The following is a 24,166-nucleotide window of genomic DNA, read 5'->3' as shown; positions in this document are numbered from 1 at the left end:
TTGAATTTTGAGCAGCCGTGACGATACACGCCACTTTCATTAACCTGCCTGATGATTCGGTATCACGACAGAGTAGCGAAACAGCGGCTTCCATTCATAGGTCATGGTGTCATGGTTCAATTGCTGTTTTAACTCCTGCCAATCCTTTGCCGTGAAGCCCTTGGCAACAGACAGCGGACCGTCATGCCGGATATAACGATTACGCGAGATCATCCGGGTTGTCAGCCAGACCGCAGTATAAGATACCGGGTGGCGGTGGATATCGTTAATCACAACACCATATCTGGAGACACGCAGCATATGTGAAACGATATCCAGCAGCAGCTGTCCGTCAAAATGATGTACAAACTGCGATCCTGTAACGATATCTGCCGATGCATCCGACAGTTTCATGACATCGGCACGCTGTACTTTGACCCTTGGTTCATTTTGAAAGAGCAGTCTTGCCTCTTCGCAAGCTTCCTCGGTCAGATCGACCAATGTAATCGTGAGGTCAATCCCCTTCTGCTTCGCCCACTGAAGCAGCTTCTGATTCACGTCTCCTGAGCCTGCTCCTACATCCATAATGCTCAGCTTAAGAGGTCTACCGACAGATATCCATAATTTCTCCACACCATCAAGAGTAGGACCAGGAGCGGCAAATATTTTATTGAGACGACGTAAGTGCTGCAGTGCTTCACGCAATTCTTCCCCGCCCATGGAGAAATCATCCATCAATTCATCTTCCTTCGCCCGGATCGACAAGTTTCTAAAGAAGGACATGATCCTTCTCCTTCAGCGCAGGCGTATAGGACGGAACGTACGTAAATTTCATGAGCTCCGCGATCAGCCCAGGTCCAAAAGCCATCGCCACACCCTCCGTTACAGATTCATTACGGGCTTTCATATCCTCCCGCATGGCATGAAGTACAAATAAAATGGTATTGGATGATAGGTTACCTACGGTTCTAAGAATTTCCCTGCTGTACATCGTCTGTTCTGCTCTTAAATTCATGACTTCCTGGACAGAGTCAACGATCCCCCGGCCGCCTGGATGAATGGCCCATAGTTCGGGTAAACTGTCGCTTCCGAGCAATTGATAGAGCTCGTTCTCCAAGTGCGTACCCAGCAGTTTGGGGATGCGAGGTGATAAGTACAGATCGTAACCTTGATTGCCTACCTCCCATGTCATATCCTCGGTTGAATCAGGAAGCAGAACTGAATATCCGGTTCCAAGCGCGAGATAATGCCGCTGCTCGGATGCCGGTGCTCCAACGATACAGGCAGAAGCCCCGTCCCCGAAGAATGAGGCTGCAAACAGCGCCCCTCTCTCCTTAACCGGTTGAAAATGCAGGGTACAGAGTTCAACGCACACGACCAGCACTTGGGCATCAGGCGTTCCCTGGACGACATCCCGAGCCATCTGTATGGCTTTTAATCCCGCTGCACAGCCCTGAAAAATAAGCGGTAACCGGTTTACGCGGGGAGATAATCCCAAATCACGAATAAGCATGACATCCAGACCAGGCAGATATTGTCCCGTGCAGCTGACCGTTATGATATGTGTAATCTGTTCAGGAGACATGCCCGCATCCTTCAATGCCCTCTGGGCAGCCTCCATCCCAAGCGGGAGAGCCTCCCGTTTATATGTATCCATTCGTTCCTGCGTGGACGGAATCTGAGAATGGTCCCCCGAAGGAATGTAACGACAGTCCTCAAGTGTCCCCAGATAACTGGGTTCAACCGTATAGCGTGTTTCTACGCCGCAGGACCTGAACACTCTTTTGGCAAACCGGGCCAAATCCTGTTGATCCTCAAGCGATGAGGCAATGAGTTCAGCAATATCGGACTGGGCAACTTCATGAACAGGCAGCGCAGTCCCCATGCCCAGGATGGCGATATCCGTATGGTTATACGAGGGTTGATTCATTTTAAACCTCCTATGGTGGATGAGAGACATCCTTTAATTAACAACATTTACCCTTAAGAGCGTCGTTGTAATCTGTCGTATCCTTTATATTTATGTATATGGTTTATGCTGACCCACATTCTCCATTCAGCTGCTCTTCTTCGGGAAAGTGTAAAAAAAGAAGCCGCCCGAAGGCGACTTATCGAAAAAGTGTGGACTTGCGTCCAATTATTTATTCAATTCATCGCCAATGATGACGACTTCCGTTTCCAAATTCACATTGAACTGGCTGCGCACCTTCTCCTGAATGAGCGCAATCATATCGATGTAATCCTGCGCTGTAGCATTATCCACATTCACGATGAAGCCCGAATGTTTGCGAGATACTTCGGCACCGCCGATGCGAGTCCCCTGAAGTCCGCAATCCTGAATCAATTTGCCCGCAAAGTGGCCTTCAGGACGTTTAAAGACACTTCCGCAGGAGGCATATTCCAGTGGTTGCTTGGACTCTCTGGCATAAGTAAGTTCATCCATCTTCGCCTTGATCTCTACCGGATCTCCCGGCTGCAGCTGGAACTTCACCTCGATGATGATATCCCTTTTGCCCATAAATACACTCTTGCGATAACCGAGCAGCAGCTCCTCGCTCTGCATCGTGATAATTTCGCCTGCCTCTGTTACGACAATGGCAGACTCGACCACATCGGACATCTGTCCTCCGTATGCTCCTGCATTCATATAGAGCGCACCACCTACCGAGCCCGGAATGCCGCAGGCAAACTCGAGTCCGGTAAGACTTGCATCTAACGCCTGCCGGGATACATCAATAATGGCTGCACCGCTCTGTGCTGTCATCGTATGACCATTCACAAGGACCTGATTCAGATTCTGCAGCGACATGGTAATCCCCCGGATGCCGCCATCTCTGACAATCATGTTGGAGCCGTATCCCAATATAGTCAGCGGGATATCATGCTGAACCGCCAGCTTCACAATTTTGGCTACTTCATCTATAGTCTCGGGGAATATGAGAATATCTGCTTCCCCGCCGAGTCGCGTGTACGTATAATTTCGGATCGGTTCGGAATATCGAATGCGGTCTTCGTGAAAGTTGTCAAACAGGGTTTTGCTTAATAACTGATATGAATTCATGATTTTCTACCACCTTGTCTTGATTGCATCGTATAGGTTATTTTACTCTGAATAGCTCCATTTTGTCGCAATTAATTCGAATTAATCATTAATTATTTAAAATGATGGTGCAGGACTGGAAAAAGCCGCCATATGGCGACTTGGTAAAGCGTTGCTTTGGCCTTACTCATTATAACTCATTTCAAGTGAGTGAGCACAATGCTTGCTGTCTTCCTTTTTTCATTTTTAAATATAAGCACAAAAAAAGGGCACTTGGCCCAGAGGTTAATCTTTCTATATAAGGTACCTATCCCTTCACAGCTCCCAGCGCCACGCTGCCAATAATCTGCCTGGAGAAGATCGCAAAGACGATGATGATCGGCAGGATGGAAATCGCAACTCCCAGATATAACAACCCATAATCCATACCATAATAGCCCTGAACCAGAGCAACGAGGACCGGAAGCGGGTATTTATCCAATGAGAAGAACAGAACAAGCGGTGTGAGGAAATTGTTCCAGGAGCCGATGAACGTAAATATGCCAAGTGCCGAAATGGCAGGCCCCAGAATGGGTAGCACAATCTGATTGAATGTCCGAAACTCTCCTGCACTGTCGACACGTGCCGATTCGATGATTTCGTCAGGGATGCTGCTCTCCATAAATTGTTTGATAAAAAATACGTTAAAAGCATTCGCTGCCGCTGGTAAAATAATGGCCGCATAGCTGTCCAACAGCCCCAGTGTACTGAACAGCCGGTACATCCCGATCAGAGCCAGCTGCCCGGGCACCATCATCGTGGCCAGCAAAAACATGAACAGCCAGGTACGTCCCTTAAACTTGAACTTGGCAAATCCATATGCGGTTAATGAACCGATATACAGTGACAGTACTGTCGAAGTGCCGGCAATAAAAAGACTGTTCGCAAATCCGCGCCAAATGTTGATTTTGGAGGCCATGTTGAAGTAATTATCCGCTACGAATGGTCCGGGAAGGAAAGTAAAGGTGGATGCAATGGTCGCATTATTATGCGTGGCATAGATAATCATCAGATAAAACGGAATGATACAGATCACAGCCAGACCAATTAGGAACAAGTAGATGATCACTTTACCAATCGTAAGCTGCTTCGTGCTGGCATATTGCTGGATGGCTGCATTCGGTTGCTCAATCGATTTTGCGGTTTGCATAGCACTTCCTCCTCCCTATGAACGACTCTTCCGACTGGTCATGATGAAGGATACAACGGATAAGAGAATGATGATAACGAACAGACAGAAGGCGATAGCTGCGCCGTAACCGAAGCGTGTGCTCTGGAATGCTACATTATAAAGATACATAATACTGGTCATGGCAGCACGGTCCGGTCCACCATTTCCATTCGTGAGCGTGAACGGCTGGTCGAAAATCTGAATGCCTCCAATAATGGAGGTAATCATCTGAAACAGAATGATCGGTCGCAGCATTGGAACGATAATATGAATGAAAATGTGCTTCTTCTTCGCCCCATCCATCTGGGCCGCTTCCTGTAGAGCCGGGTCTATTCCCTGAAGCCCTGCAAGGTAAATGACCATTGAGTATCCGAAATATTGAAAGAACAGAATGGCTGACACAATGAGTCTCATAAACCACGGATCATTCTTCCAGTTGATCGGATCATCAATCAGCCCAATCTGCACCAGGAAGTGATTCAGACCGCCAGACTGCCAATCGAAGATCAGGCTGACTAGCAATCCAAGTGATGCTGCTGTAACGATATTCGGGAAAAAATATACGGCTCTGAAGAAATCTCTTCCCTTAAGCAGCTTGTCGTTCAAGATAAAAGCAAGAACAAGAGAGACGGTAAGCTGCGGGACGACAGATACTCCCCAGATAAATAAGGTGTTGAACAGCGTCTTATAGAACAGCGGATCTTGCAGAACAGCAATATAGTTCCCGATCCCAACGAATTCAGGGGTCGTAATGCCATCAAAGTTGGTAAAACTGATATATAGGGAATAAAGAATAGGATAGAGTCCAAAAATAGCGAAAATGATAAAGAACGGAGCGATAAAATAATAGCCATAGTGGTCTTTGCGGATCGATTTGGCAAACATGATGTGTTCCTCCAGTCATCGGATGATTAAAAGGTTTCGTTCTCCTCGGCTAATCCACTTCCAGCTCAGGAAATCTCAATTTCACATCGCGTTTGATTCGCTTCACCGCTTCTTCTTTGGTCTGGATATCATTATTGAGATACAACTGAAGGACATTTTTATAAATGTCATTATTAATAATGGAGTCATACTTCGTTCGCTCATACACCGGAACCTGTTTGGCTGCCTCGGAGAAAAACTCGAAATGCTTCTGCCCTCCCAAATAAGCTGAAGTTACGGATGGTGCCAGCTGGTCATTTACGACCATGTTGCTTGTAAAATAATCCTGTTCCTTCGCCAGCTCAGACAGGAAATCATGGTCAAAGTTATAAAACTCGATAAACTTCCAAGCTGCATCCTTTTTTTCACTCTGACTGTACATCGCGATATACGTGCCTCCTGCGCTAAATGAAGACGGACCAGGTGCTAGCCCCCACAACCCTTCGGTGTCCGGCGCATTCGCCTTGAAGGTATATTGCAAAGCCCAGGTTGCACCAGGGTAGAACATCACTTCCCCCTTTTGCATTGAAGCGGCATGCCCCGCACTTCCTTCTTCATATTCCGCAAGCACCTTGCGCTGACGAGCTTCCCGCACCAGGTCCAGAACCTCCATATACGTTGGATCAATGACAAGCTTGCCATCCTTTACCCAGGGGATTCCATCATAGGAGTTGGATATGGCATTCCAGTTTGCCAGTGCATGTACTTTATTTCCGCTCTCCTGCTGCACTCTCTCTCCAATCTCAAATATGTCTTCCCATGTACCAATCTGCTCTCCCACTTTCACGGGGTCGTCCGTTCCCAAATATTCTTTGGCCAGGTCCCTGCGATAATAGATGCCCCCAGGTGTCCCTTGATACCCAATGGCGCGAATATGGCCTTCACTGTCCTTTTCATTCGCCTGCACAAATGGATATTGTTCTGGAATCAGCTCATTCGCGTTATACGGGGATGAAGACAGATTCTCCAGATAAGGTACATCAATCAGTTCTCGGATGTTTGCATTTTCAATCATAAATACATCAGGTGCTTTCGACGTGGTCTGCAGGGCGGATTTTAATTTGGTAATGTAAAAGTTTCCGGGGATATTGACGAAATTCACCTTGATGTCAGGATACTTTTCTTCGAACTTCTCAATGGCATAACCGGCTTCATCCGTGAAACTCCACACCGTAATTTCTTCCTGCTTGGATGCCTGCTCTCCCTTGGACTGACAACCGGATACGATCATCACTGCACTTACAAGTGCAATGATGGAGAGATACTTCAACTTAAATGTCTTCATGGGCCCCCTCCTTCGATAAAAGGAAACGCTTACATTTTATTCGAGTATAGTGATTTTGGAGAGGGCTTTCTCCTCAAATATTGTGAATCATCCTTCATATTTTGTGATATGGGTCTGATGCTTCTTCCTGAATTCAGAAGGTGTACAGCCATTATATTTTTTGAACAGTCGGTTATAGGAATTCACATTGTTAAATCCATGCCCGATGGCGATATCCAAAATGGAGGTCTGACTGAACAATAATGCCCATTCCGATTTGATAATACGAAAGTGGTTCAGGTACTCCATCAACGTGACTCCCTTAGTCTCCTTAAACAGCTTGCATACATGAAATTTGCTGAATTTAATATGCTCAGCCACATGATCCAGCTTCACGGGTTCCGCGTAATGTTCCTCCAGATATTCGCAGACCGATTCAAGGAATTCGAATCTTTTGGCTCCGTTACAGGTCTCTTTGGAAGCGCATGGCTCTGTAGTTGGTTCCTTGGTCCGAAGCAGGTGGACGATGAGATCGTACAATCTCGCTACCATTAACCAGCGGTATCCCGGCTGCTGCCTCTTCTCCTCTTCGGAAATGGCCTTGATATATCGGTCCAGATTCTTCTCATTACAGATAAGTGACGGAATCATTGTGGTCTTATGAAAAAGTTCGCGAAGGTCATGGGATTCAGGATCTGCTGCCACATTTCCCGTCACCCACTCCAGCCGAAACAGGATAATGGTTAAATTCCCGGTACCTGGCAAAAAGCAGTGCACATCCCCCGGCTTAATCAGCAGAACGTCTCCTTGTACAAGCTCATAGACCTCGTTGTTCACTCCAATTCTCGCGCGTTCTCCATTCACAACGACCAATTCAACCTCTTCATGCCAATGTGCAGCAAAATTAAACTGTTCACCCGTGTGAATTACCCGGATCGGAAACCCTTCTGTCATATGACCTGTTTCAAGAAACGTTGGCACTCCCATCAGATCACCCTTTCCATATTTTCCAATTTCCAAGCCCTAGTAATCATATTATGCATGAAGAGCAGGATTCCTTTCGAACAGATCAGGAAAATTAATTTCACACATGAAAAGAGCCGCCCTATAGGACGGCTAAGCATGTCTCCTCGGCAATCCCTTATTTATAGAAAAAGGAAAATGTTAACGGTTTGTGCTTTTGCCATTGCCAATGCAAACATAACAATCGTTAACATGGTTGTTCCCCCTGCTGCTCTTTTTTTCTTTAATTATAGAAGAAGTGTTCAGTGCGTAAAGGTTATCCATGCATTATGGTACATTTGACCAAATTGAAGTTACTATGGCACATTAATATTGGGCAAAATGTTCAATTGAACATCATTTTGACACAGAGTCTCCCCAAAAATTTGCTATAGGCGACATGATGAATGATATCTAAATAAACATTCGAAAAGAACGAGGTGCCCGCATTGAAATTTAGTGAATATGTCGTAGGTCAGCGCTACGAAACCAAATCGATTAAACTGTCCAAGAGCGATATTATGGAGTTTGCGAAGATCTATGATCCTCAGTACATGCATTTGGATGAGGAAAAGGCTAAAAAAGGACGTTTCGGCAGCCTGATTGCTTCCGGCATGCAGACGATGAACATCTCCTTCAAGCTGTGGATTGAAGTAGGCGTATATGGAGAGAATGTTGTCGCAGGTACGGGGATGAATCACATTCAGTTTATCAAGCCTGTATTTCCCGATGATGAGCTGAGCGTAGTTGCGGAAGTGATTGAACTGCTCCCCAGACGAAGAGGCAATGGCATTGTTACCGTACTGCTCACAACCTATAATCAAAATCATCAAAAAGTATTTCAGGCCGAATTAAGCGCATTGATTGATAATTAAGCTTCCTTGCAAAAGGAATATTCAAAATGTTGGGGAGTGGCATCCAAATTATAATGGTCTACTTTTGGTTTCAGAAGAAGAACCGAATCCGTACGGAGTCGGTTCTTCTTCACCATTTTTATGCAACAGCTTAGTGCACATAAAGCCTTCTCATCGCCCCATACCTATCTCCTGGTTCCAGACTGAATAATCCAACTTCAGCAGCTTGTAAATTCAAATTCCCATTCCCCATTCAAACTCATCCAGTTCTGTCGCACAAATTGCGGCCTTGGGCAATCTTCACGTAACATTGTGATCTACACTCCTGATCCCCATGAAACGGTAATGTATACTTGAGCCTTTATGCGAGATTGATTTTGCGGATGACTTCCAGCGGCACTTTCGGCTGACGGTCTTCAGTTAACAGACCATTAATCTCCTGCTGCACATCCGTGACCTGTGTATAACAGTAGCCCGAGATATAAGGAATGGCCTTGATCGCTCCCGTAATGGAACGAAAACGTTCAACAAAGGCTTCAACGGAGTCCACCTGATTGCCATAGCCCCAGCCTTTATCCGATTGAAAGGCAATGCCCCCGAATTCACTGATGATAATGGGCTGTCCTTTATACTCGTAACCTTCCGCAAAAGCAAACTTCCATCGATTAGAGGAGACCTTGTTGGTTACAATCATGTCCTTATCCTGATAACGTTCCAAAAAGACATCTCCTGACTCCACATAATCATGGATGGTCAAAATATCCGATACCGTATGCTCCCATCCGTCATTGGTAATGACCGGACGATAAGGATCAATGGCTTTGGTCAGATGATAGATGGATTGCGTAAACTGCTGCTGTGCCACCTCATGAGCGATTGTCGGTATTCCCCATGATTCATTAAACGGAACCCAGGTGATCACGCTTGGATGATTATATTGTTGTGGTACAATCTCGAGCCACTCCTTGGTGAAACGGCTAACCGCTTCATCATTGAATTCAAAGGTCGCCGCCATTTCCGACCAAACCAGCATCCCTTTTACATCACACCAATATAAAAAGCGGGGATCTTCCAGTTTCATATGTTTGCGAATGCCGTTATATCCCATCTCGGCAATTTTATCAATATCTTCGATCAGCGCTTCCACCGATGGAGGAGTCAAATGGCTTTCAGGCCAATAACCCTGATCCAGAATAAGTCGTTGATAGAGCGGAGCATTATTCAGCAGAACCTGCCCATTTTCAATCGATATTTTTCGCATGCCGAAATAGGAATGCACCCGATCGATTTCCTTCTCATTTTCGTACAAAACAAACTCAATATCGTACAGGTTTGGTGAATCCGGAGACCACAACGACTGTTTCCACGGGCCGCCCGCCTCATGTTTGACACTGGCCTCTACCGTCATCCAAGGTCTATCCGGAGACAGGCTGATGGTTTGCACATGCTGACCCTTCAGCTCAATCCTTGTTTCCAGACGCAAGTTGTTCCTGCCTTCAATCCCATTCAATTGAAAGTCCAAACGAATCATATGACGGTCGATATCGGGCGTCATCTTGACCGTTTCGACCCTTGCTTCACTCACATGCTCCAGCCAGACACTCTTCCAAATTCCGGTGCTTTGCACATAAAAGCATTCAAAATTTTCATCGACCCAGCGCTGTTTCCCCCGCGGCTGCATTGCACTCTGACTGTCCGCTACTTCAAGAACAATATTGTTCTCCGAACCGTAAGTAAGATAAGGTGTAATGTCGAAGAAAAATGCTGCATATCCCCCCTCATGCTCACCCGCAACCCTTCCATTCACCCAGCATTTGGCGCGATAATCCACCCCTTGGAAATGAAGAATAGTTCTCTTGCCCTTAACCTCTTGAGGAATGGTTACCAGTTTGCGATACCAAACCAGTGGATGAAATGTCTCGATTCCGATTCCGCTTGCCTGAGTTTCATAGGTAAAGGGAACTTTAATTTTGAGTCCTTCCGGAAATTCAGCTTGATCATACCAATGTTCACTCTCACCCACCTGATGGTCATCAAAACTAAAATCCCATTCGCCATTCAAATTCAGCCAGTCTTTACGTACAAACTGTGGTCTTGGATAATCCTTATTGTAAAATTGGGTTGTCATATCGTTTCTCCATTCTCCTTGAGCTACATTGGGCTCGCTGGCCTGACATAGCCGTTTTATTGTTTTATGAAATTCAGACTTGCTCACATTACCCCTTAATTCCGGACATGCTGATTCCCTTGACAATCTGCTTCTCGAAAATGATAAACAAAATAATGATAGGTACTGAAGCCACTGCATTAATAACCATTGGTTTGACATAATCCTCAGAATATTGACCCATCAACGTAGGAATACCCATTGGCAGTGTAAATAGATTATCGTCGGTGATCGAAAGGAACGGGCCACAGGAAGTTGTTCCAGGAACCGATAAACGTCAGAATGGCCATGGAAGCCATTGCTGGACGAGTGAGAGGTAACATGATGCTGGTGAAAATTCTCCAGAAGCCACCCCCATCAATCTGTACACTTTCGAGCAGATCATTGGGAACACCGTCAAAGAAACTTTTGAGTACAATGACAGCTACGGGCGAGGCAAGAGCCGGAATGATGAGTCCGCTGTACGAATTCAGCAAATGAAGATCTTTTGCCACCTGATAGAGTGGAATAATGGTAGCTTCCCCCGGAATTAACAGCCCTCCAAGGATGAAAAAGAAAACAATGGTACGATAGCGAAATGGGACCTTGGATAGCGCAAACCCCGCCATTGCTGCAAAAATGACAGTAAGCACCGTTACAATGACGGCCACGAACAAACTGTTGGCAATCCATTGAGACAATTTGGTCGTCGTTAGAATCTCTTCATACACAGCCAGTGAATACGGAGGCATAAACCAATCCAGGACTGTAATGATCTTCATGCCTTCTTCCTTGATCGATACAACAAGCATCCAAACCAACGGAGCCGCAAACAGTACAGCCATCAATGCAGAACTTATACGAAACAGCCACTTCATCATCTATCCACTCCCTTCCGGTTGTTCATCCAGTATTGCAGCACGGATAACACCAGGAGTATGAAGAATAAAATATAGGACATCGTCGCGGCATAACCGAGGTTGTTATTTCTAAATCCGGTTTGATAGATTAACTGGATAATCGGACGTGTCTGATCCAGCGGGCCACCGCCTGTGATAACATAGATCTGCATGAAGACCTTGTATGAAGCGATAATTTGCAGCATGGTTATGGTTTTGGTGAGTGGAGATAGATATGGAAGAGTAATTCTCCAAAATATTTGCGAGTCACTCGCTCCATCCAATCGTGCAGCTTCATAGATCTCATCCGGTATTTCCTGAAGCGCCGACAAATACAGAATAAAGTTAAAACCTACCGTCCACCACAACGTTACAACGGTAATGACGATCCAGGCCAGGTTTGTTTCGGTCAGCCAGAAAATTTCGGAATTTTGGGGTAACAGGCCAATGAGATGCAGTACAGAATTGACAAACCCGGTATAAGGCTGGAATACGAACAACCCCAGATAAGCTGCGACTGCCACCGAGAGTACACTTGGGATAAAAAAGATAATCCGATAAAACTTTTGCAGAGCCGATTTTCGATTCGCAATCAGAGCCAGCACAATGGCAAGTATAATCATGGTCGGAGTACTTAGAAAAACAAAGAAGGTCGAGTGCCATATCGCTTCCCAGACTTCCCTGTCCTGAAGTACCTTGCGGAAGTTATCCAGGCCAACAAAGTCCATTTTCTTAATGAGTGTCCATTTGTAAAAGGTCATTTCAATGCCTTTAATCATCGGCCAGATGGTAAACAATACATACACAATTAGGAAAGGAAGCAGAAAGACAAGTGCCTGCATCTCCGTCCTCATTTTTTTGAACTTCATACCCGTCTCCCCTTTGATTGACACGCAAGCCAGCGTTAATGCTTACACATGCGCAAGCTTGCGTGACCCGTCTTCCTTCTACTCACTCAGTATTTTCTGAATGCCTGCCTCCATGTTGTTCATGGCATCAGCCGGAGTCATTTTATTGACCCATACTTCATTCAAAAATTTAAAGGCGACTTCTTCACGGATTTGGGCAGTTTTGGTTGATTTTTTGCTAAACTTAACGACACTTGCTACTTCAGAATAATCGCTTCGGTAAGGCATATCCTTAAATTCCTGTTTTTCCAGAACGGATGGTTTGGAAGGAATATGACCGGCTTTGGCCCATACCTGGCCATTATCTGCAACCCAATCGGCGAAAATCATCGCTGCTTTCCGTTTTGCTTCGTCTTCATCCTGAGTCAAAGGCAGAATAATCGTGTGAGAGTCTCCCCATGTTGCTTCCTGGTCGTAAAATTTAGGTATCGGCATCGCACCAAACTCAAAATCTTTGGTGGATTCCCATGTCCCTGTCGTCCAGACACCCGTCATGGTCATTGCGGCTGTTCCGCTTTGGAAATTTTTATAAAAGTCCGGATCATTTTTCTTGATGTAGCCTTCGGTATACAACTTCTGGATATAGTCGGCTGCTTGGATCCCCTTTTCTTTATCAATCGCCGCAGATTTCAGATCGTCCGATATGACATCATTTCCACCCAATTGCGAATACAATGACCACCATAGACGGAAAGGATCATCATTGTTATTGGATAATGCAAATGGTGTAACCTTTGCTGGCAACTTTTCTTTTAATGTTTTAAGGAAACTTACAAAACCATCAGCTGATTGTTCCAACACGGGTTTTCCGTCTTCGCCAAGCAGACCAGCTTCTTTTAGCAGCTTTTTATTGTAAAACATGATAAAAGCATGTGTATCAATGGGTACTGCATAATGCTGATCGTCTACTGTAACCGCACTCAAAAGATTTTGATTGTAGGAATTCCAATCTACGCCTGCATCTGCAGCGGGTGTATCGAGTTCAGTGACTACCCCCTGATCAATCAGATCGGGCAGCCTAGAGGAATGGGATATGCCGATGTCCGGTCCGTTGCCGTTACCAACCGCGGTGACAAGTTTGGTATAATACTCGCCCCAGGCAAGCTTGGTATTTTTCACTTCGATGTCCGGATGGGTTTTGTTGAATTCATCAACTAATGCTTGCATGTTTGCCCCATCGCCACCATCGAACAATGTCCAGAAGGACAAGCTCACTTTCCCATCACTTGCGGCATCATCGTCGGCACCACCACTGTTTCCACTGCATGCACTTAAAATCATAGACACAGAGAGAAGTAATGTTAGTGCCAACAAGCCCACTCTTCTTTTCATGCGAGCATCCCCTTTATTCTAATATTATAGATACAAACGACATACTTGATTTATTACATTATTATTGTATCTATAGTGGGATTATAGCCACCAAACCCCTTTATGTCAACGCTTTCAATTATATTTATTGTAATTATTGAATCAAAAAAAGCCTTAGTTACAATTTATCCGCAACTAAAGCTTTCTCTTCAATCCACATCAGGATTCATTACGTAATTGATGGTCATTTTGATGTTCTGATCGTGATCTCCAAATTCTCTGCCAAACAGGTTCATCCCACCTTGGTGAACAGCATCCGGTTTGATGCCCACCCGCAAGCGCAATTTGTGACTATCCAGGAGGTTCAGTTGATTTAATGTAACAGGGGAAACCTTCTCCATATCAAGCGAAGTCTTCTCCTTGTCTACTCGCCAGGTCTTTAGCAAACCATATTGGGTTGACCACTCATGCCACCAGGCGGGATTAAGATTTCCCCTTCTGTCACCAAAGTCCCCAGGACATGTCCACATGCCAATCTCCACGCCATTAATCCATACCGAAATATCGGAAGGCCAGTTGTGATCGTAGTTAGGCGCCTCAGAACACATTTCCATAGATACTTCAAGCGATTCAATCCTTGCTCCGGGCGGTAGTTCCAGTGGCATCAAATATTCAACATATCCTTTTCGAAACCACATGATCTGAGCTCCAATATGCTTTGGGTGAAAGAAACTCGCAGGTTCATCCTCACGTATAATCATTCCATCCGCATTGGCCATGCCACAGGTTGGGGATACCTCGCAATCGCTATAATGACCTATGGGCATGTCTACCTCATAGACTTGAACACCTCCTCTGGGACCCGCCTTCTCCAAATTCAGTGCAATGTGTATATCATCATAATTACGACTGCATACCTTCATCGCGCCGCGAGAAGCCGGCAGCAGCTCTGTATTAATTAATCTTGCAGCCTCCAAAATCTTGATATTGTTGGCTACAGTGGATACCGGAAGTTTAAGAGCTTCAGCAATCTCCACAATATTGAGGTTTTTGGAATTAAGGAGGCGGAGGATATCTACCCGGGAACGTGTAGATAAAGCATGGGTAACCGTTACCAGCTTGTCCGGGTCTTCAAAACTAAGCTCAAGCATTGCGTAATCCACCTCATTCTAAGATTGTATTTCAATAATTTTACTTGTATGTTACCAAAGAGTCAAATTTGCTGTATTAAACCTTATATTTTGTATTAAATGATTTTTATCGAATGCCTGCTTTCAACTTCACTTCTACAGTGTGATCCCCTCTTAGAGCCCACACAACGAATAAACACCTCAAAACGGTCCTCCATTTGATACAATACGGAAGGCGTTTTGAGGTGTTTGACTTGCCGAACGATTCGGGGACAGTTCACTTAAGTAATTCTGCCCGTTTGATTAGATCGTTTTTTTATTGACTTTACTGCTTTTGGATTTATTGGGTTTGAAGTTGCTGTTTTGTGCTTTCCCCGGCTTGGTAAACCATTCAGACTTGGGTTTGCGCGCGGGATTCTTCTTATTCTTGGCCGGTTTATTGCTTACGGAATTGTCGGCTGCAGCCTTCGATCCCTTACTGTTTTTTATAAACACAGAAGCACTCGTCATCGGATAAGGATGATCTTTGACTTCGGGAATGCTCTTCTTGATTACCTTCTCAATATCCTTGAGGAACGGCATTTCTTCCTTATCGCAAAAAGAGATGGCCATACCGCTATGCCCTGCTCTGCCTGTGCGGCCGATTCGATGTACATAGGTCTCTGGAATATTAGGCAGGTTAAAGTTGATGACATGCGAGAGCTCTTCCACGTCAATTCCTCTTGCCGCAATATCTGTCGCTACCAGCACTCGTGTGACTCCGCTTTTGAAATTGTTCAGCGCTTTTTGTCGATCATTCTGAGACTTGTCACCATGAATGGCTTGAGCAGTCACATTTACTTTGGTCAACTCACGTGTAACACGGTCAGCGCCGCGCTTCGTGCGGGTGAACACCAGTGCCGAAACAATGGATTTATCCTGCAAAATATGATTCAACATATGTTGTTTCTTGCCATTCTCCAATAAATACACAGACTGTTCAATTCGGTCTACCGTAGAAGACACCGGTGTAATTTCAACTTTCACAGGATCTACGAGTAACGTTTTGACCATTTTTGTAATTTCCGGAGGCATCGTAGCTGAGAAGAAAAGGGTTTGTTTCTTGCTCGGCATCTTGGAGATGATTCGCTTCACATCATGAATAAAGCCCATATCCAGCATCCGGTCAGCTTCATCTAATACCAAAATCTCAATGGATTTCAAATCTATCCGTTTTTGGTTAACCAGATCCATCAATCTGCCTGGCGTGGCGATAATAATATCTGCACCCTGGCTCAGCGCTCGCTCCTGCGCCTTCTGTGAAACACCACCAACGATCGCGGCGCAGCGAATATCCGTGTATCGGCTATAAATCTTAACGTTATCCGCAATCTGGATAGCCAGCTCTCGGGTTGGACTTAAAATCAAGGAGCGAATACGGCGTCCTTGTCTGGGACCACCTGACTTTTCGCTTAATAATTGAATGATCGGCACCGAAAATGCTGCCGTCTTCCCTGTTCCTGTTTGCGCGCACCCAAGCAAGTCTCTGCCTGCCAATACGGCTGGGATCGCTTGTTCCTGAATTGGTGTAGGGTTCGTATAGTTCGCTTTGTTCAATCCTTCTAAGATTGGGGGTATAATATTCAAGTCTTTAAAGTTCATTGAGTCTCCTTCATGACGTCCATATCTATTAGATGTGTCTTGTTATCACACGTAACGAATAAGGATACCATTAAAAAGACGATCTGTATATTATCTTTTAATCCCAATGTCAGCTCACCAGCTTCAACCCAACCGCAGATCCAAGCACCATGGCAATAAACAATATTCGAAGTGCGTTTCGGGATTCTCCATAGAAAATCATGCCAAGAATCGCTCCTCCGGAAGCACCTATTCCTGTCCACACGGCATATGCCGTCCCCATGGGCAGTGTTTTCATAGCCAGAGACAGAAGCCAGAAGCTTAATCCAAAACCTGCAACTAAAAGCAGGATAGATAGAACATTACGTTCTTTGTTCCATTTATTAATCATCAATACACCCAGCATCTCGAATAGGCCTGCCATAATAAGAAATACCCAGTTCATGAATGATGCGCCTCCTTCGTTTTCTGCTTGCTTACCATTTTCAGTCCGATTACTCCGAGCAATAACACACCAATGAGTATCATTTTTCCAGCCTGGACAGCAGCTCCGAATAGCAGAATCTCTGCCAGTACCGTGCCAGCCGTTCCCAATCCAACAAATACGGCGTATACCGTTCCGACATCGAGTGTACGGGAAGCCGCAATCATTAAGGAAAAGCTAACACCAATGGCGATCACCGTTGCTCCCCATTCCAACAGACCACTCGCATGCTTTAAGCCAATCACCCAGCCCACTTCAAAAAGGGCTGCAATCACAACAGACAACCAGGTTTTGTTCATCTTGACCTACTCCTTTTGGTATCCAATTTCATACAACAACGTTTAGGTTTTGTCTTAGAGACAAAATAAAAAAGCCCGGGAAACAAACTGCATTCAAGCAGTTTATCTCCCAGGCTTTTATCCCTCCGTGGCATAACCAACAGGTTATGAGCTTTCTCTCGGACCAGGCCGATCTCACTCGCGGAACCCTAGAAAGCATGTCGTATGATTTTATGTAACCTATTATACACACTTCTCCCATTGGGGCAAGTCTTTTATGACTTGATCACAATCCCCATTAATCCGACGAAGGTCGCCGCTTGATAAGGTGATATAACGCAGCCATTCAGATCTTCCATGTTCAATACGAGCGAGTCAAATTGGCAATTGCTAAGATCCAACCCCTTTAATTTTGTACCTGTCATGAAAGACTGATCAATATTACATTGGTCCAGCAGCATTTTTTGCAAGGCTAGATAGGCAAAGTCAGCACTAACTAATGAGCATTCGGCAAAAGCGACTTGTTTAAGGTGGGCAAATCTAAAATTGGAGTAGTCCCCCACACACTGGGCAAATTGAACGTTTTGCATTCTGCTGGTGGAAAAATCCGTGCCGACAAATTTGCAGTTGGTCCATGCGGCCCGGTGCATGATAGCACCTGAGAAATTGACGTTGGAAAAATCACAATTTTCAAAAACAACATCCGTAAATTCAAATTGCTCCAGCGTGGAATCAGAGATTATCACATTTCTGAAAATGACATTCTCAAAGGATACTTTAAGTGCTTCCTGGTTATCGAGTGAGATCTGTTCAATGAGTTGATTCCGGTATTCTGTTTTGGATTCCAATACATGAATGGTTTCTACGGTCATCGATTGTTCCTGAATTTTCGGGCTATCTATTTTCATGTGTCCATGGTAACTCTGTTTAAGACAACCTGTCAATCGGGTCACGACTTTGCTTCCAATTCACATTCACGTTATTTCCCATCAAAAAAAGGACGACCATATGTCGTCCTTTTTCAGTATATCGCAACGATTCATCCTACATTTTCACTGTTTAAACCATTGCTTCAGCCAATTCAAGGATTTCACCTGATTCGTGCATTAATCGAGCGATATCACGGGCCAGAGCATCCACATTATCCTGCTGCGTCGCCCAACTGGTGCAAAAACGGACTGCACTATGTGTGGCGTCTACCTTCTCCCAGAAGGTGAACGTATATTGGCTGCGTAATTTCTCAAGCAAAACATCAGGCAAAATTGGAAACTGTTGATTGGTTGGTGATTCATACAGGAACCGGATATGCTGTTCTTCGAGCGAATCGTGAATTCGCATGGCCATATCAATGGCATGTCGTGAAATTTCCAGATACAATCCGTCTTCGAACAACGTTTCGAACTGAATGCCCAGCAATCTGCCTTTTGCGAGCAGACCGCCCTTCTGCTTGATCATGTAACGGAAATCAGGCTTCAATGCATCATTCAGGATGACTACAGCTTCCCCCATCAGAGCACCGATCTTGGTTCCTCCGATATAAAACACATCACATAGACGCGCGAGATCAGCAAGGGTCATGTCACATTCCGGAGACGCAAGCGCGTAGCCGAGCCTTGCCCCATCCACAAATAAAGGAAGTCCGCATTTTTTACTTGTCTCAAATAATGACTGTAATTCGGCCTTACTGTACATCGTCCCGTTCTCTGTTGGCTGGGATATGTAAACCATTCCTGGCTGTACACAGTGCTCTGGAGAAGACTCACTCCTATGCGCTTCATAGACTGCTTTTACTTGTTCAGCTGTGATCTTCCCGTCTTCGCTGGGAACGGTAAGTACTTTATGACCAGTTGCTTCAATTGCCCCCGTTTCGTGAACAGCGATGTGGCCCGAAGTCACCGCAATGACACCTTGATAGGGACGAAGGATGGATGCAATGACCGTTGTGTTGGTTTGAGTGCCTCCGACCAGAAAATGCACATCAGCCTGCTCACTGTCACACGCTTGACGAATCAGAGCTCTCGCCCGATCACAGTGAGGATCTGTGCCATAACCGTTCGTTTGTTCCATATTGGTCTCGATCAGTCTTTGCAGAATGCGTACATGCGCACCTTCGTTATAATCACATTCGAATCGTATCATCGTGTTGTCTCTCCTGCTTTCTTTGTCAACTTCTCTTGTATGTTCATCATGGAAGCATAGACCTCTTGGATCTCTTCCTCATCCAGATTCTGCATTAACTTCAATATTTGCTGGTCAGACCGATCGTTTAATTCAGCGTAAAGTTCCTGGCCTTTATCCGTCAGCCGAATGAGGCTGACACGGCTGTCAGCTTCCGAATTCACCTTGGTGAGCAGACCTTCCTTAGTCAGCTTGTTCACAATTCGGCTCATATAACTGCGATCAATGGTCAGTGTATCCACCAGATTGTTGGCAATACTTTCTCCACGAATACCAATTTCAATGATGACCCTTACCTCGGCAAACGAATACCCCGTACCAAGGATGTGCTTATCCAATACGCCAAGAATATTGGTATAAAAGCGGTTAAAACGCCGCATGTCAGCCAGAATATCAGAATGTATATGCTGAGAGTCGATGCGAAACCCTCCCTTTTAGTGGACATTGTCAACATTATAATAAGTTGATTAGTGGACGTTGTCAACATAATGATCGTGCCTGCCGAAAAATAATACGATGCAATCATTTGAGGGCAAATGAAGCAGCAAAAAACCGCGCTTATTTGCGCGGTTCAGCTTCCAAAACCTTTTTCTATGAATGACTGTACTGTACCTGATGAAGTCGGCTGTAGATCCCACCAGCTGCAACCAGTTCATCATGATTCCCCTGCTCGGCAATGCCATCCGCGTTCACAACCATGATGCGGTCTGCATTCTTGATGGTTGTCAGGCGGTGTGCAATGACCAGCGTAGTTCTGCCCACAGACAGTTCTGCAAGAGATTTTTGAATTAAAGCTTCCGTTTCCGTATCCAGAGCTGATGTAGCTTCATCAAGGATCAGAATCGGTGGATTTTTCAGGAACATGCGAGCAATGGACAAACGCTGCTTCTGCCCTCCTGATAGCTTAACCCCACGTTCACCGATGATCGTATCGATGCCGTCCGGCAAGGTGAGAAGCAATTCCTCCAGCGACGCCCGGCGGGCAGCATCCCAGATTTGCTCATCTGTTGCCGTAAGATCCCCATAGGCGATATTCTCCTTGATGGTTCCCGAGAACAGGAATACATCCTGCTGAACGATACCAATGTGTTTGCGAAGGGATTGCAGCTGGACATCCCGAATATCAACGCCATCTACTGTGATTCTTCCCTCTTCCACTTCGTAGAACCTTGGGAGCAGACTGCAGATGGTTGTTTTTCCTGCACCGGAAGGTCCAACGAAAGCAACGGTTTCTCCCGGTTTAATAGACAGACTGATGTTGTTCAGTATACGGCGGCTGGATTCATAACCGAACGATACATTCTCGAAACGGATATCGCCCCGAACATGTTTCAGCTCAACAGCGTTTTTGGCATCCGCGATTTCAGGCTCCGTATCAATAATTTCAAGATAGCGCTTGAAGCCGGCAATCCCCTTCGGATAGCTCTCGATGACTGCGTTGATTTTCTCAATCGGACGGAAGAAAATGTTGGAGAGCAGCAGGAATGCCATGAAGTCTCCCATATCGATTTTGCCGTCAATAAAGAACCACGCACCGCTGATCATCACAAATACAGTGACCAGTCTCATCATCATATAGCTGACCGAGATGCTCTTGGCCATCGTTTTATAAGCAAGCAGTTTGGTTTGACGAAAGTTTTCATTGTCGACGGAAAATAGTTTTTTCTCATGCTCTTCATTCGCAAAGGATTGAACGACACGAATTCCGCCTACATTATCTTCGATCCGGGAATTGAAATTACCCACGTTGCCAAAGAGGCGACGATACGTTTTGGTCATGCGTCCACCAAACACGATAATGACCCAGGCCATGATCGGTATAATAATAAATGTAATCAAGGCCAGCTCCAGATTAATATTCGCCATGAGCCAGAATGAACCAATCAATGTCATAACGGCGATGAAGACATCCTCCGGTCCATGGTGAGCTACCTCTCCGATGTCATTCAGATCATTCGTTAAATGACCAATCAGATGACCGGTTTTTCGATTATCAAAGAAACGGAAGGACAACTTCTGCAAGTGAGCGAACATTTTCTCACGCATGTTGGTCTCAATGTTAATACCGAGCATGTGACCCCAATATGTAACAACATAATTCAAGGCTGTATTAAGTGCATAAATGGACAACAATACAATACAAGCCAGGATAATGAGCGGCCAGTCCTGACCTGGCAATAATTCATTAATAAATTTGCTCACGGCAAGTGGAAATGCCAGTTCCAACAGGCCTGCGATAACTGCACATCCAAAATCAATGACAAACAGTTTCTTGTAAGGCCGATAATACGAAAAGAAACGACGAATCATTCTTATTCACTCTCCAAATCCTTATTAGGGCTCTCATGTTCATCTTGAAGCTCGAAGAGATGAATATATTCATCGATAACCTGATCGATCGCTTTTAATTCACCGCTAATCATCGGACGAATATGCTCATATTCCGCTTGACCCAGCTGTCTGGCCAAAGTCGTTCTTCGATTTTGCATTTGCTCCAGAAAAACCAGAATGCGACCACGCCGGAACGTTTGCGCTCCGTTCCCCCGCTTACCGTGATGTTCACCATGTCCTCTGCCCCTTCTGGACCGTTCACCACGCTGCTCTTCTTCTCCGCGTCCACGTCCTGAACGCATATTTTGACGTTCTGCAGACTCACTAGCGTATTGTTCTCTCATTTCAAGAACACCTCCATATCGTATACATTTGTATACGAGTTAATATGTATACGATTGTATACGCAGAACTTTATCCTGTCAACCTGTTTTTTCCAGTTATGCGAGTTTCCCCTTTTCTATAAAAAAATGCTGAGGACACATACAATGCTCTTGTATGTAATCCTCAGCAAATAGTGGCCAGACCACAGAAGACACTGCAATCTTTATCTATGTTTTTCGGCAGGATGGATCGGCAAGGTCACAACAAATGTTGTTCCCTCACCCGGCTTACTCTCTACCTGAATGTCTCCCTTATGAAGTGAAACAATCTGTTTAACGATAGCGAGTCCCATCCCGCTACCCTCGTATTTGCTGCCATGGGAACGATCCGCCTTGAAAAAGCGCTCGAAAATACTCTGGTGATCCTCTGGTTCAATGCCAATTCCGTTATCGGATACGCGTATGATCACATCAGAGTGAACTTGTCTCATACTGACAGCCATAGCACCATGATCTTCGGAAAATTTGATGCCATTCCCGAGAATATTCATCCAAACCTGATCCAGCTGATCATGATCTGCTGTAACTTTAATCGCCTGCAGATCCAGCTCGAAATTAATGTTTCGGACAGTCCATTGTGGCTGCAGTGCCACAATTACGCGCCTGATCTGTTCATCGAGATTGCGCTCCGTGAATCGCAATGATTGCGAATCGGATTCCAGCAAGCTCAGTTTCAGCAAGCTGTCACTCATTTTGGACATTCGCTTTGCTTCAGCACTAATAATATCCAGATAACGGTCTCGTTCTTGCTCCGCAAGATTGACCTGCTTGAGCGCTTGGGCATACCCGGAGATGGAAGTAAGCGGCGACTGAACCTCATGTGAAACATTAGCGACGAATTCTCTGCGCATTTGTTCCAGGTGCTGCAGATCATGTGTCATTTCTTCAAAGCTTCTAGCCAAAGCTCCAAGCTCTCCCGTTTGCTTAATATTCACCCTGACATTAAAATCACCTGAAGCGAGACGCTTGGTTGCCTTGGTGAGCTTGTTGATTGGTTTGACTACAAATATGGAAGCTGCCAAAATTAGTAGACTGCCGATAACCAAAGAATAGATCAGGAACGTGGATATCCATTTTACATTAAAAGAAGTATAAGGCGAGACAAGAGGCTGAACAAATAACGCATTTGTTCCCGACTCCGTTCTTAAAGGCATTCCCAAATAACCTGTATACTCTTTGGTTGCATTGGCCCGAACAATGTCTCCATTCCGTACGTTTTCGATTTGCTCTGCTGATACAGGAGCTGGGGACTGTTCACCTAGCTTACCGAAGGAGCGGAACTCATTATTCTCATCATAGATGCGAATATGATAGGTATCCAGCTGCTTCATCTCAGCTACAAACCAGTCTGCTTCACGCTCAGGCATCGTTTCATAGATTCGCACAATATCCTGTCCAAAGCTTAATAATTTGTCCAGCAAATTTTCATTCAGATTCTCGCGGAACACCAGAAAAGTAATGATAAATGCTAAAATGATACCCGCGATAACAGACACAAGAAAAGTCAGGACCACACGGATATACAGAGATCTGATCATCCACAAACCTCAAGCCTGTATCCAAGACCCCGCACCGTTTCAATCCGAAAATCTGTAGAAGCTATAAATCTTTCCCGCAAACGTTTAATATGTACATCAATCGTTCGATCATCTCCGGCATAATCAATTCCCCAAATTTGATCGATCAGTTGTTCACGCGTATACACCTGTCCAGGTGTCCCCGCAAGTTTATATAGTAGCTCGAATTCCTTCAGCGGCAGCGTAAGAGATTCTGTGCCATTCGTAATTTTATAGGTTTCCTTATCCAAAATGAGCTTGCCCAGCTGAATCATTTGTGTTGAACCGATCCGGTAGCGCTTCAGCAGTGCCCTAACCCGAACCGTCAATTCCAGCGGATCAAACGGCTTGGTCAAATAATCATCTGTTCCCAGTTCAAAACCCTTTACCTTCTCCCATGTTTCACCTCGTGCAGTCAACATAAGCAAAGGAAGGTCAGGACTTGCCCTGCGAAGTTCCTTGCATAATGTCCAACCATCCATAATTGGCATCATAATATCAAGCACAACCAGATCGACAGGTGTCGAAGCATAAAGCGCAAGCGCTTGCTTGCCATCTGCAGCTTCTACCGTTGTAAAACCGTCATTCTTCAGAAATAAACAGACAAGTTCGCGAATGTTCGCATCATCGTCAGCAACAAGTATTGTCGGCATGTGCTTCTCCTTTTCC

23 protein-coding genes and 1 riboswitch are annotated in these 24,166 nt (G+C 45.2%); of the genes, 1 reads left to right on the top strand and 22 read right to left on the bottom strand.

Translation table 11 applies throughout. The features are described from left to right. Nucleotides 1-39: 39 nt before the first annotated feature. The 7 genes from F4V51_RS13415 to F4V51_RS13385 form a co-directional block, all read right to left on the bottom strand. Nucleotides 40-762 carry a methyltransferase domain-containing protein gene (locus F4V51_RS13415; RefSeq protein ID WP_153978348.1) on the bottom strand — a complete coding sequence of 241 codons (723 nt, stop codon included), beginning with the start codon at nucleotides 760-762 and terminating at the stop codon, nucleotides 40-42. After that, complete coding sequence (locus tag F4V51_RS13410) at nucleotides 749-1,909, bottom strand: type III polyketide synthase (protein ID WP_153978347.1); 1,161 nt, start codon at nucleotides 1,907-1,909, stop codon at nucleotides 749-751. Before F4V51_RS13410 ends, F4V51_RS13415 begins: the two co-directional genes overlap by 14 nt. A gap of 207 nt (nucleotides 1,910-2,116) precedes the next feature. Beyond that, nucleotides 2,117-3,040: a UDP-N-acetylmuramate dehydrogenase gene (murB, locus tag F4V51_RS13405; protein ID WP_153978346.1), complete on the bottom strand. Its 924-nt coding sequence runs from the start codon at nucleotides 3,038-3,040 to the stop codon at nucleotides 2,117-2,119. A 286-nt stretch (nucleotides 3,041-3,326) separates the two neighbouring features. After that, nucleotides 3,327-4,208 (bottom strand): carbohydrate ABC transporter permease, encoded by an 882-nt coding sequence (locus F4V51_RS13400; RefSeq protein ID WP_153978345.1) that lies wholly within the window; start codon nucleotides 4,206-4,208, stop codon nucleotides 3,327-3,329. A 15-nt stretch (nucleotides 4,209-4,223) separates the two neighbouring features. Further along, nucleotides 4,224-5,114 (bottom strand): carbohydrate ABC transporter permease, encoded by an 891-nt coding sequence (locus F4V51_RS13395; protein ID WP_127535888.1) that lies wholly within the window; start codon nucleotides 5,112-5,114, stop codon nucleotides 4,224-4,226. Nucleotides 5,115-5,163: 49 nt separating this feature from the next. Then, the gene (locus F4V51_RS13390; RefSeq protein ID WP_227780144.1) at nucleotides 5,164-6,438 is read right to left on the bottom strand and encodes an ABC transporter substrate-binding protein; all 1,275 of its coding nucleotides are present in this window, start codon (nucleotides 6,436-6,438) and stop codon (nucleotides 5,164-5,166) included. Nucleotides 6,439-6,525: 87 nt separating this feature from the next. Next, complete coding sequence (locus F4V51_RS13385; RefSeq protein WP_153978344.1) at nucleotides 6,526-7,404, bottom strand: AraC family transcriptional regulator; 879 nt, start codon at nucleotides 7,402-7,404, stop codon at nucleotides 6,526-6,528. A 464-nt stretch (nucleotides 7,405-7,868) separates the two neighbouring features. Between F4V51_RS13385 and F4V51_RS13380 the strand changes: the two genes are divergently transcribed. Beyond that, nucleotides 7,869-8,294 (top strand): MaoC family dehydratase, encoded by a 426-nt coding sequence (locus tag F4V51_RS13380; RefSeq protein WP_153978343.1) that lies wholly within the window; start codon nucleotides 7,869-7,871, stop codon nucleotides 8,292-8,294. Between the two features lie 340 nt (nucleotides 8,295-8,634). Here the strand turns inward: F4V51_RS13380 and F4V51_RS13375 are convergent, their stop codons facing one another. The 15 genes from F4V51_RS13375 to F4V51_RS13305 all read right to left on the bottom strand — a co-directional run bounded on the left by F4V51_RS13375 (nucleotide 8,635) and on the right by F4V51_RS13305 (nucleotide 24,150). Beyond that, nucleotides 8,635-10,401 carry a glycoside hydrolase family 2 protein gene (locus F4V51_RS13375; protein WP_153978342.1) on the bottom strand — a complete coding sequence of 589 codons (1,767 nt, stop codon included), beginning with the start codon at nucleotides 10,399-10,401 and terminating at the stop codon, nucleotides 8,635-8,637. Nucleotides 10,402-10,658: 257 nt separating this feature from the next. After that, nucleotides 10,659-11,300 carry a carbohydrate ABC transporter permease gene (locus F4V51_RS13370; RefSeq protein ID WP_236146756.1) on the bottom strand — a complete coding sequence of 214 codons (642 nt, stop codon included), beginning with the start codon at nucleotides 11,298-11,300 and terminating at the stop codon, nucleotides 10,659-10,661. Continuing rightward, complete coding sequence (locus F4V51_RS13365; RefSeq protein WP_153978341.1) at nucleotides 11,297-12,187, bottom strand: carbohydrate ABC transporter permease; 891 nt, start codon at nucleotides 12,185-12,187, stop codon at nucleotides 11,297-11,299. The genes F4V51_RS13370 and F4V51_RS13365 overlap by 4 nt, the downstream gene beginning before the upstream one ends. Nucleotides 12,188-12,265: 78 nt before the next feature. Further along, nucleotides 12,266-13,558 (bottom strand): ABC transporter substrate-binding protein, encoded by a 1,293-nt coding sequence (locus tag F4V51_RS13360; protein WP_153978340.1) that lies wholly within the window; start codon nucleotides 13,556-13,558, stop codon nucleotides 12,266-12,268. A 188-nt stretch (nucleotides 13,559-13,746) separates the two neighbouring features. After that, nucleotides 13,747-14,688 carry an ArsR/SmtB family transcription factor gene (locus F4V51_RS13355; RefSeq protein WP_153978339.1) on the bottom strand — a complete coding sequence of 314 codons (942 nt, stop codon included), beginning with the start codon at nucleotides 14,686-14,688 and terminating at the stop codon, nucleotides 13,747-13,749. 282 nt (nucleotides 14,689-14,970) lie between these two features. Next, a complete protein-coding gene (locus F4V51_RS13350) occupies nucleotides 14,971-16,308 on the bottom strand; it encodes a DEAD/DEAH box helicase (protein WP_153978338.1) in 1,338 nt (445 codons plus the stop codon). 109 nt (nucleotides 16,309-16,417) lie between these two features. Continuing rightward, nucleotides 16,418-16,732 (bottom strand): DMT family transporter, encoded by a 315-nt coding sequence (locus F4V51_RS13345; protein ID WP_153978337.1) that lies wholly within the window; start codon nucleotides 16,730-16,732, stop codon nucleotides 16,418-16,420. Continuing rightward, complete coding sequence (locus F4V51_RS13340; protein ID WP_095358261.1) at nucleotides 16,729-17,070, bottom strand: DMT family transporter; 342 nt, start codon at nucleotides 17,068-17,070, stop codon at nucleotides 16,729-16,731. Before F4V51_RS13340 ends, F4V51_RS13345 begins: the two co-directional genes overlap by 4 nt. A gap of 104 nt (nucleotides 17,071-17,174) precedes the next feature. Beyond that, nucleotides 17,175-17,273: riboswitch (guanidine-I (ykkC/yxkD leader) on the bottom strand. Nucleotides 17,274-17,324: 51 nt separating this feature from the next. Beyond that, entirely contained in the window at nucleotides 17,325-17,957 is a 633-nt protein-coding gene (locus tag F4V51_RS13335; RefSeq protein WP_153980688.1) for a pentapeptide repeat-containing protein, read from the bottom strand. Nucleotides 17,958-18,108: 151 nt separating this feature from the next. Beyond that, nucleotides 18,109-19,188: a threonine aldolase family protein gene (locus F4V51_RS13330; protein ID WP_153978336.1), complete on the bottom strand. Its 1,080-nt coding sequence runs from the start codon at nucleotides 19,186-19,188 to the stop codon at nucleotides 18,109-18,111. Beyond that, nucleotides 19,185-19,607 (bottom strand): MarR family winged helix-turn-helix transcriptional regulator, encoded by a 423-nt coding sequence (locus tag F4V51_RS13325; RefSeq protein ID WP_153978335.1) that lies wholly within the window; start codon nucleotides 19,605-19,607, stop codon nucleotides 19,185-19,187. The genes F4V51_RS13330 and F4V51_RS13325 overlap by 4 nt, the downstream gene beginning before the upstream one ends. Nucleotides 19,608-19,818: 211 nt before the next feature. Further along, nucleotides 19,819-21,537, bottom strand: coding sequence for an ABC transporter ATP-binding protein (locus tag F4V51_RS13320; protein WP_153978334.1), 1,719 nt, complete (start codon nucleotides 21,535-21,537; stop codon nucleotides 19,819-19,821). Between the two features lie 2 nt (nucleotides 21,538-21,539). Then, entirely contained in the window at nucleotides 21,540-21,902 is a 363-nt protein-coding gene (locus F4V51_RS13315; RefSeq protein ID WP_153978333.1) for a hypothetical protein, read from the bottom strand. A gap of 203 nt (nucleotides 21,903-22,105) precedes the next feature. Beyond that, nucleotides 22,106-23,479, bottom strand: coding sequence for a sensor histidine kinase (locus F4V51_RS13310; RefSeq protein WP_153978332.1), 1,374 nt, complete (start codon nucleotides 23,477-23,479; stop codon nucleotides 22,106-22,108). After that, entirely contained in the window at nucleotides 23,476-24,150 is a 675-nt protein-coding gene (locus F4V51_RS13305) for a response regulator transcription factor (RefSeq protein WP_153978331.1), read from the bottom strand. The genes F4V51_RS13310 and F4V51_RS13305 overlap by 4 nt, the downstream gene beginning before the upstream one ends. Nucleotides 24,151-24,166: the final 16 nt, after the last annotated feature.

This window comes from Paenibacillus xylanilyticus (assembly GCF_009664365.1).
Taxonomy (GTDB): Bacteria; Bacillota; Bacilli; order Paenibacillales; family Paenibacillaceae; genus Paenibacillus; species Paenibacillus xylanilyticus_A.
The sequence above is the reverse complement of the archived record's forward strand: the minus strand, read 5'-3'. Positions and strand labels throughout refer to the sequence as shown.

Excerpts from the sequence above, each read along its gene's own strand:
- F4V51_RS13360 (WP_153978340.1), bottom strand. The coding sequence starts at position 13,558 with ATGAAAAGAAGAGTGGGCTTGTTGGCACTAACATTACTTCTCTCTGTG.
- F4V51_RS13390 (WP_227780144.1), bottom strand. The coding sequence starts at position 6,438 with ATGAAGACATTTAAGTTGAAGTATCTCTCCATCATTGCACTTGTAAGT.
- F4V51_RS13395 (WP_127535888.1), bottom strand. The coding sequence starts at position 5,114 with ATGTTTGCCAAATCGATCCGCAAAGACCACTATGGCTATTATTTTATC.
- F4V51_RS13335 (WP_153980688.1), bottom strand. The coding sequence starts at position 17,957 with ATGAAAATAGATAGCCCGAAAATTCAGGAACAATCGATGACCGTAGAA.
- F4V51_RS13385 (WP_153978344.1), bottom strand. The coding sequence starts at position 7,404 with ATGGGAGTGCCAACGTTTCTTGAAACAGGTCATATGACAGAAGGGTTT.
- F4V51_RS13350 (WP_153978338.1), bottom strand. The coding sequence starts at position 16,308 with ATGAACTTTAAAGACTTGAATATTATACCCCCAATCTTAGAAGGATTG.
- F4V51_RS13315 (WP_153978333.1), bottom strand. The coding sequence starts at position 21,902 with ATGAGAGAACAATACGCTAGTGAGTCTGCAGAACGTCAAAATATGCGT.
- F4V51_RS13355 (WP_153978339.1), bottom strand. The coding sequence starts at position 14,688 with ATGCTTGAGCTTAGTTTTGAAGACCCGGACAAGCTGGTAACGGTTACC.
- F4V51_RS13330 (WP_153978336.1), bottom strand. The coding sequence starts at position 19,188 with ATGATACGATTCGAATGTGATTATAACGAAGGTGCGCATGTACGCATT.
- F4V51_RS13415 (WP_153978348.1), bottom strand. The coding sequence starts at position 762 with ATGTCCTTCTTTAGAAACTTGTCGATCCGGGCGAAGGAAGATGAATTG.
- F4V51_RS13410 (WP_153978347.1), bottom strand. The coding sequence starts at position 1,909 with ATGAATCAACCCTCGTATAACCATACGGATATCGCCATCCTGGGCATG.
- F4V51_RS13365 (WP_153978341.1), bottom strand. The coding sequence starts at position 12,187 with ATGAAGTTCAAAAAAATGAGGACGGAGATGCAGGCACTTGTCTTTCTG.
- F4V51_RS13305 (WP_153978331.1), bottom strand. The coding sequence starts at position 24,150 with ATGCCGACAATACTTGTTGCTGACGATGATGCGAACATTCGCGAACTT.
- F4V51_RS13325 (WP_153978335.1), bottom strand. The coding sequence starts at position 19,607 with ATGCGGCGTTTTAACCGCTTTTATACCAATATTCTTGGCGTATTGGAT.
- F4V51_RS13400 (WP_153978345.1), bottom strand. The coding sequence starts at position 4,208 with ATGCAAACCGCAAAATCGATTGAGCAACCGAATGCAGCCATCCAGCAA.
- F4V51_RS13310 (WP_153978332.1), bottom strand. The coding sequence starts at position 23,479 with ATGATCAGATCTCTGTATATCCGTGTGGTCCTGACTTTTCTTGTGTCT.
- F4V51_RS13375 (WP_153978342.1), bottom strand. The coding sequence starts at position 10,401 with ATGACAACCCAATTTTACAATAAGGATTATCCAAGACCACAGTTTGTA.
- F4V51_RS13345 (WP_153978337.1), bottom strand. The coding sequence starts at position 16,732 with ATGAACTGGGTATTTCTTATTATGGCAGGCCTATTCGAGATGCTGGGT.
- F4V51_RS13340 (WP_095358261.1), bottom strand. The coding sequence starts at position 17,070 with ATGAACAAAACCTGGTTGTCTGTTGTGATTGCAGCCCTTTTTGAAGTG.
- F4V51_RS13370 (WP_236146756.1), bottom strand. The coding sequence starts at position 11,300 with ATGATGAAGTGGCTGTTTCGTATAAGTTCTGCATTGATGGCTGTACTG.
- murB (WP_153978346.1), bottom strand. The coding sequence starts at position 3,040 with ATGAATTCATATCAGTTATTAAGCAAAACCCTGTTTGACAACTTTCAC.
- F4V51_RS13320 (WP_153978334.1), bottom strand. The coding sequence starts at position 21,537 with ATGATTCGTCGTTTCTTTTCGTATTATCGGCCTTACAAGAAACTGTTT.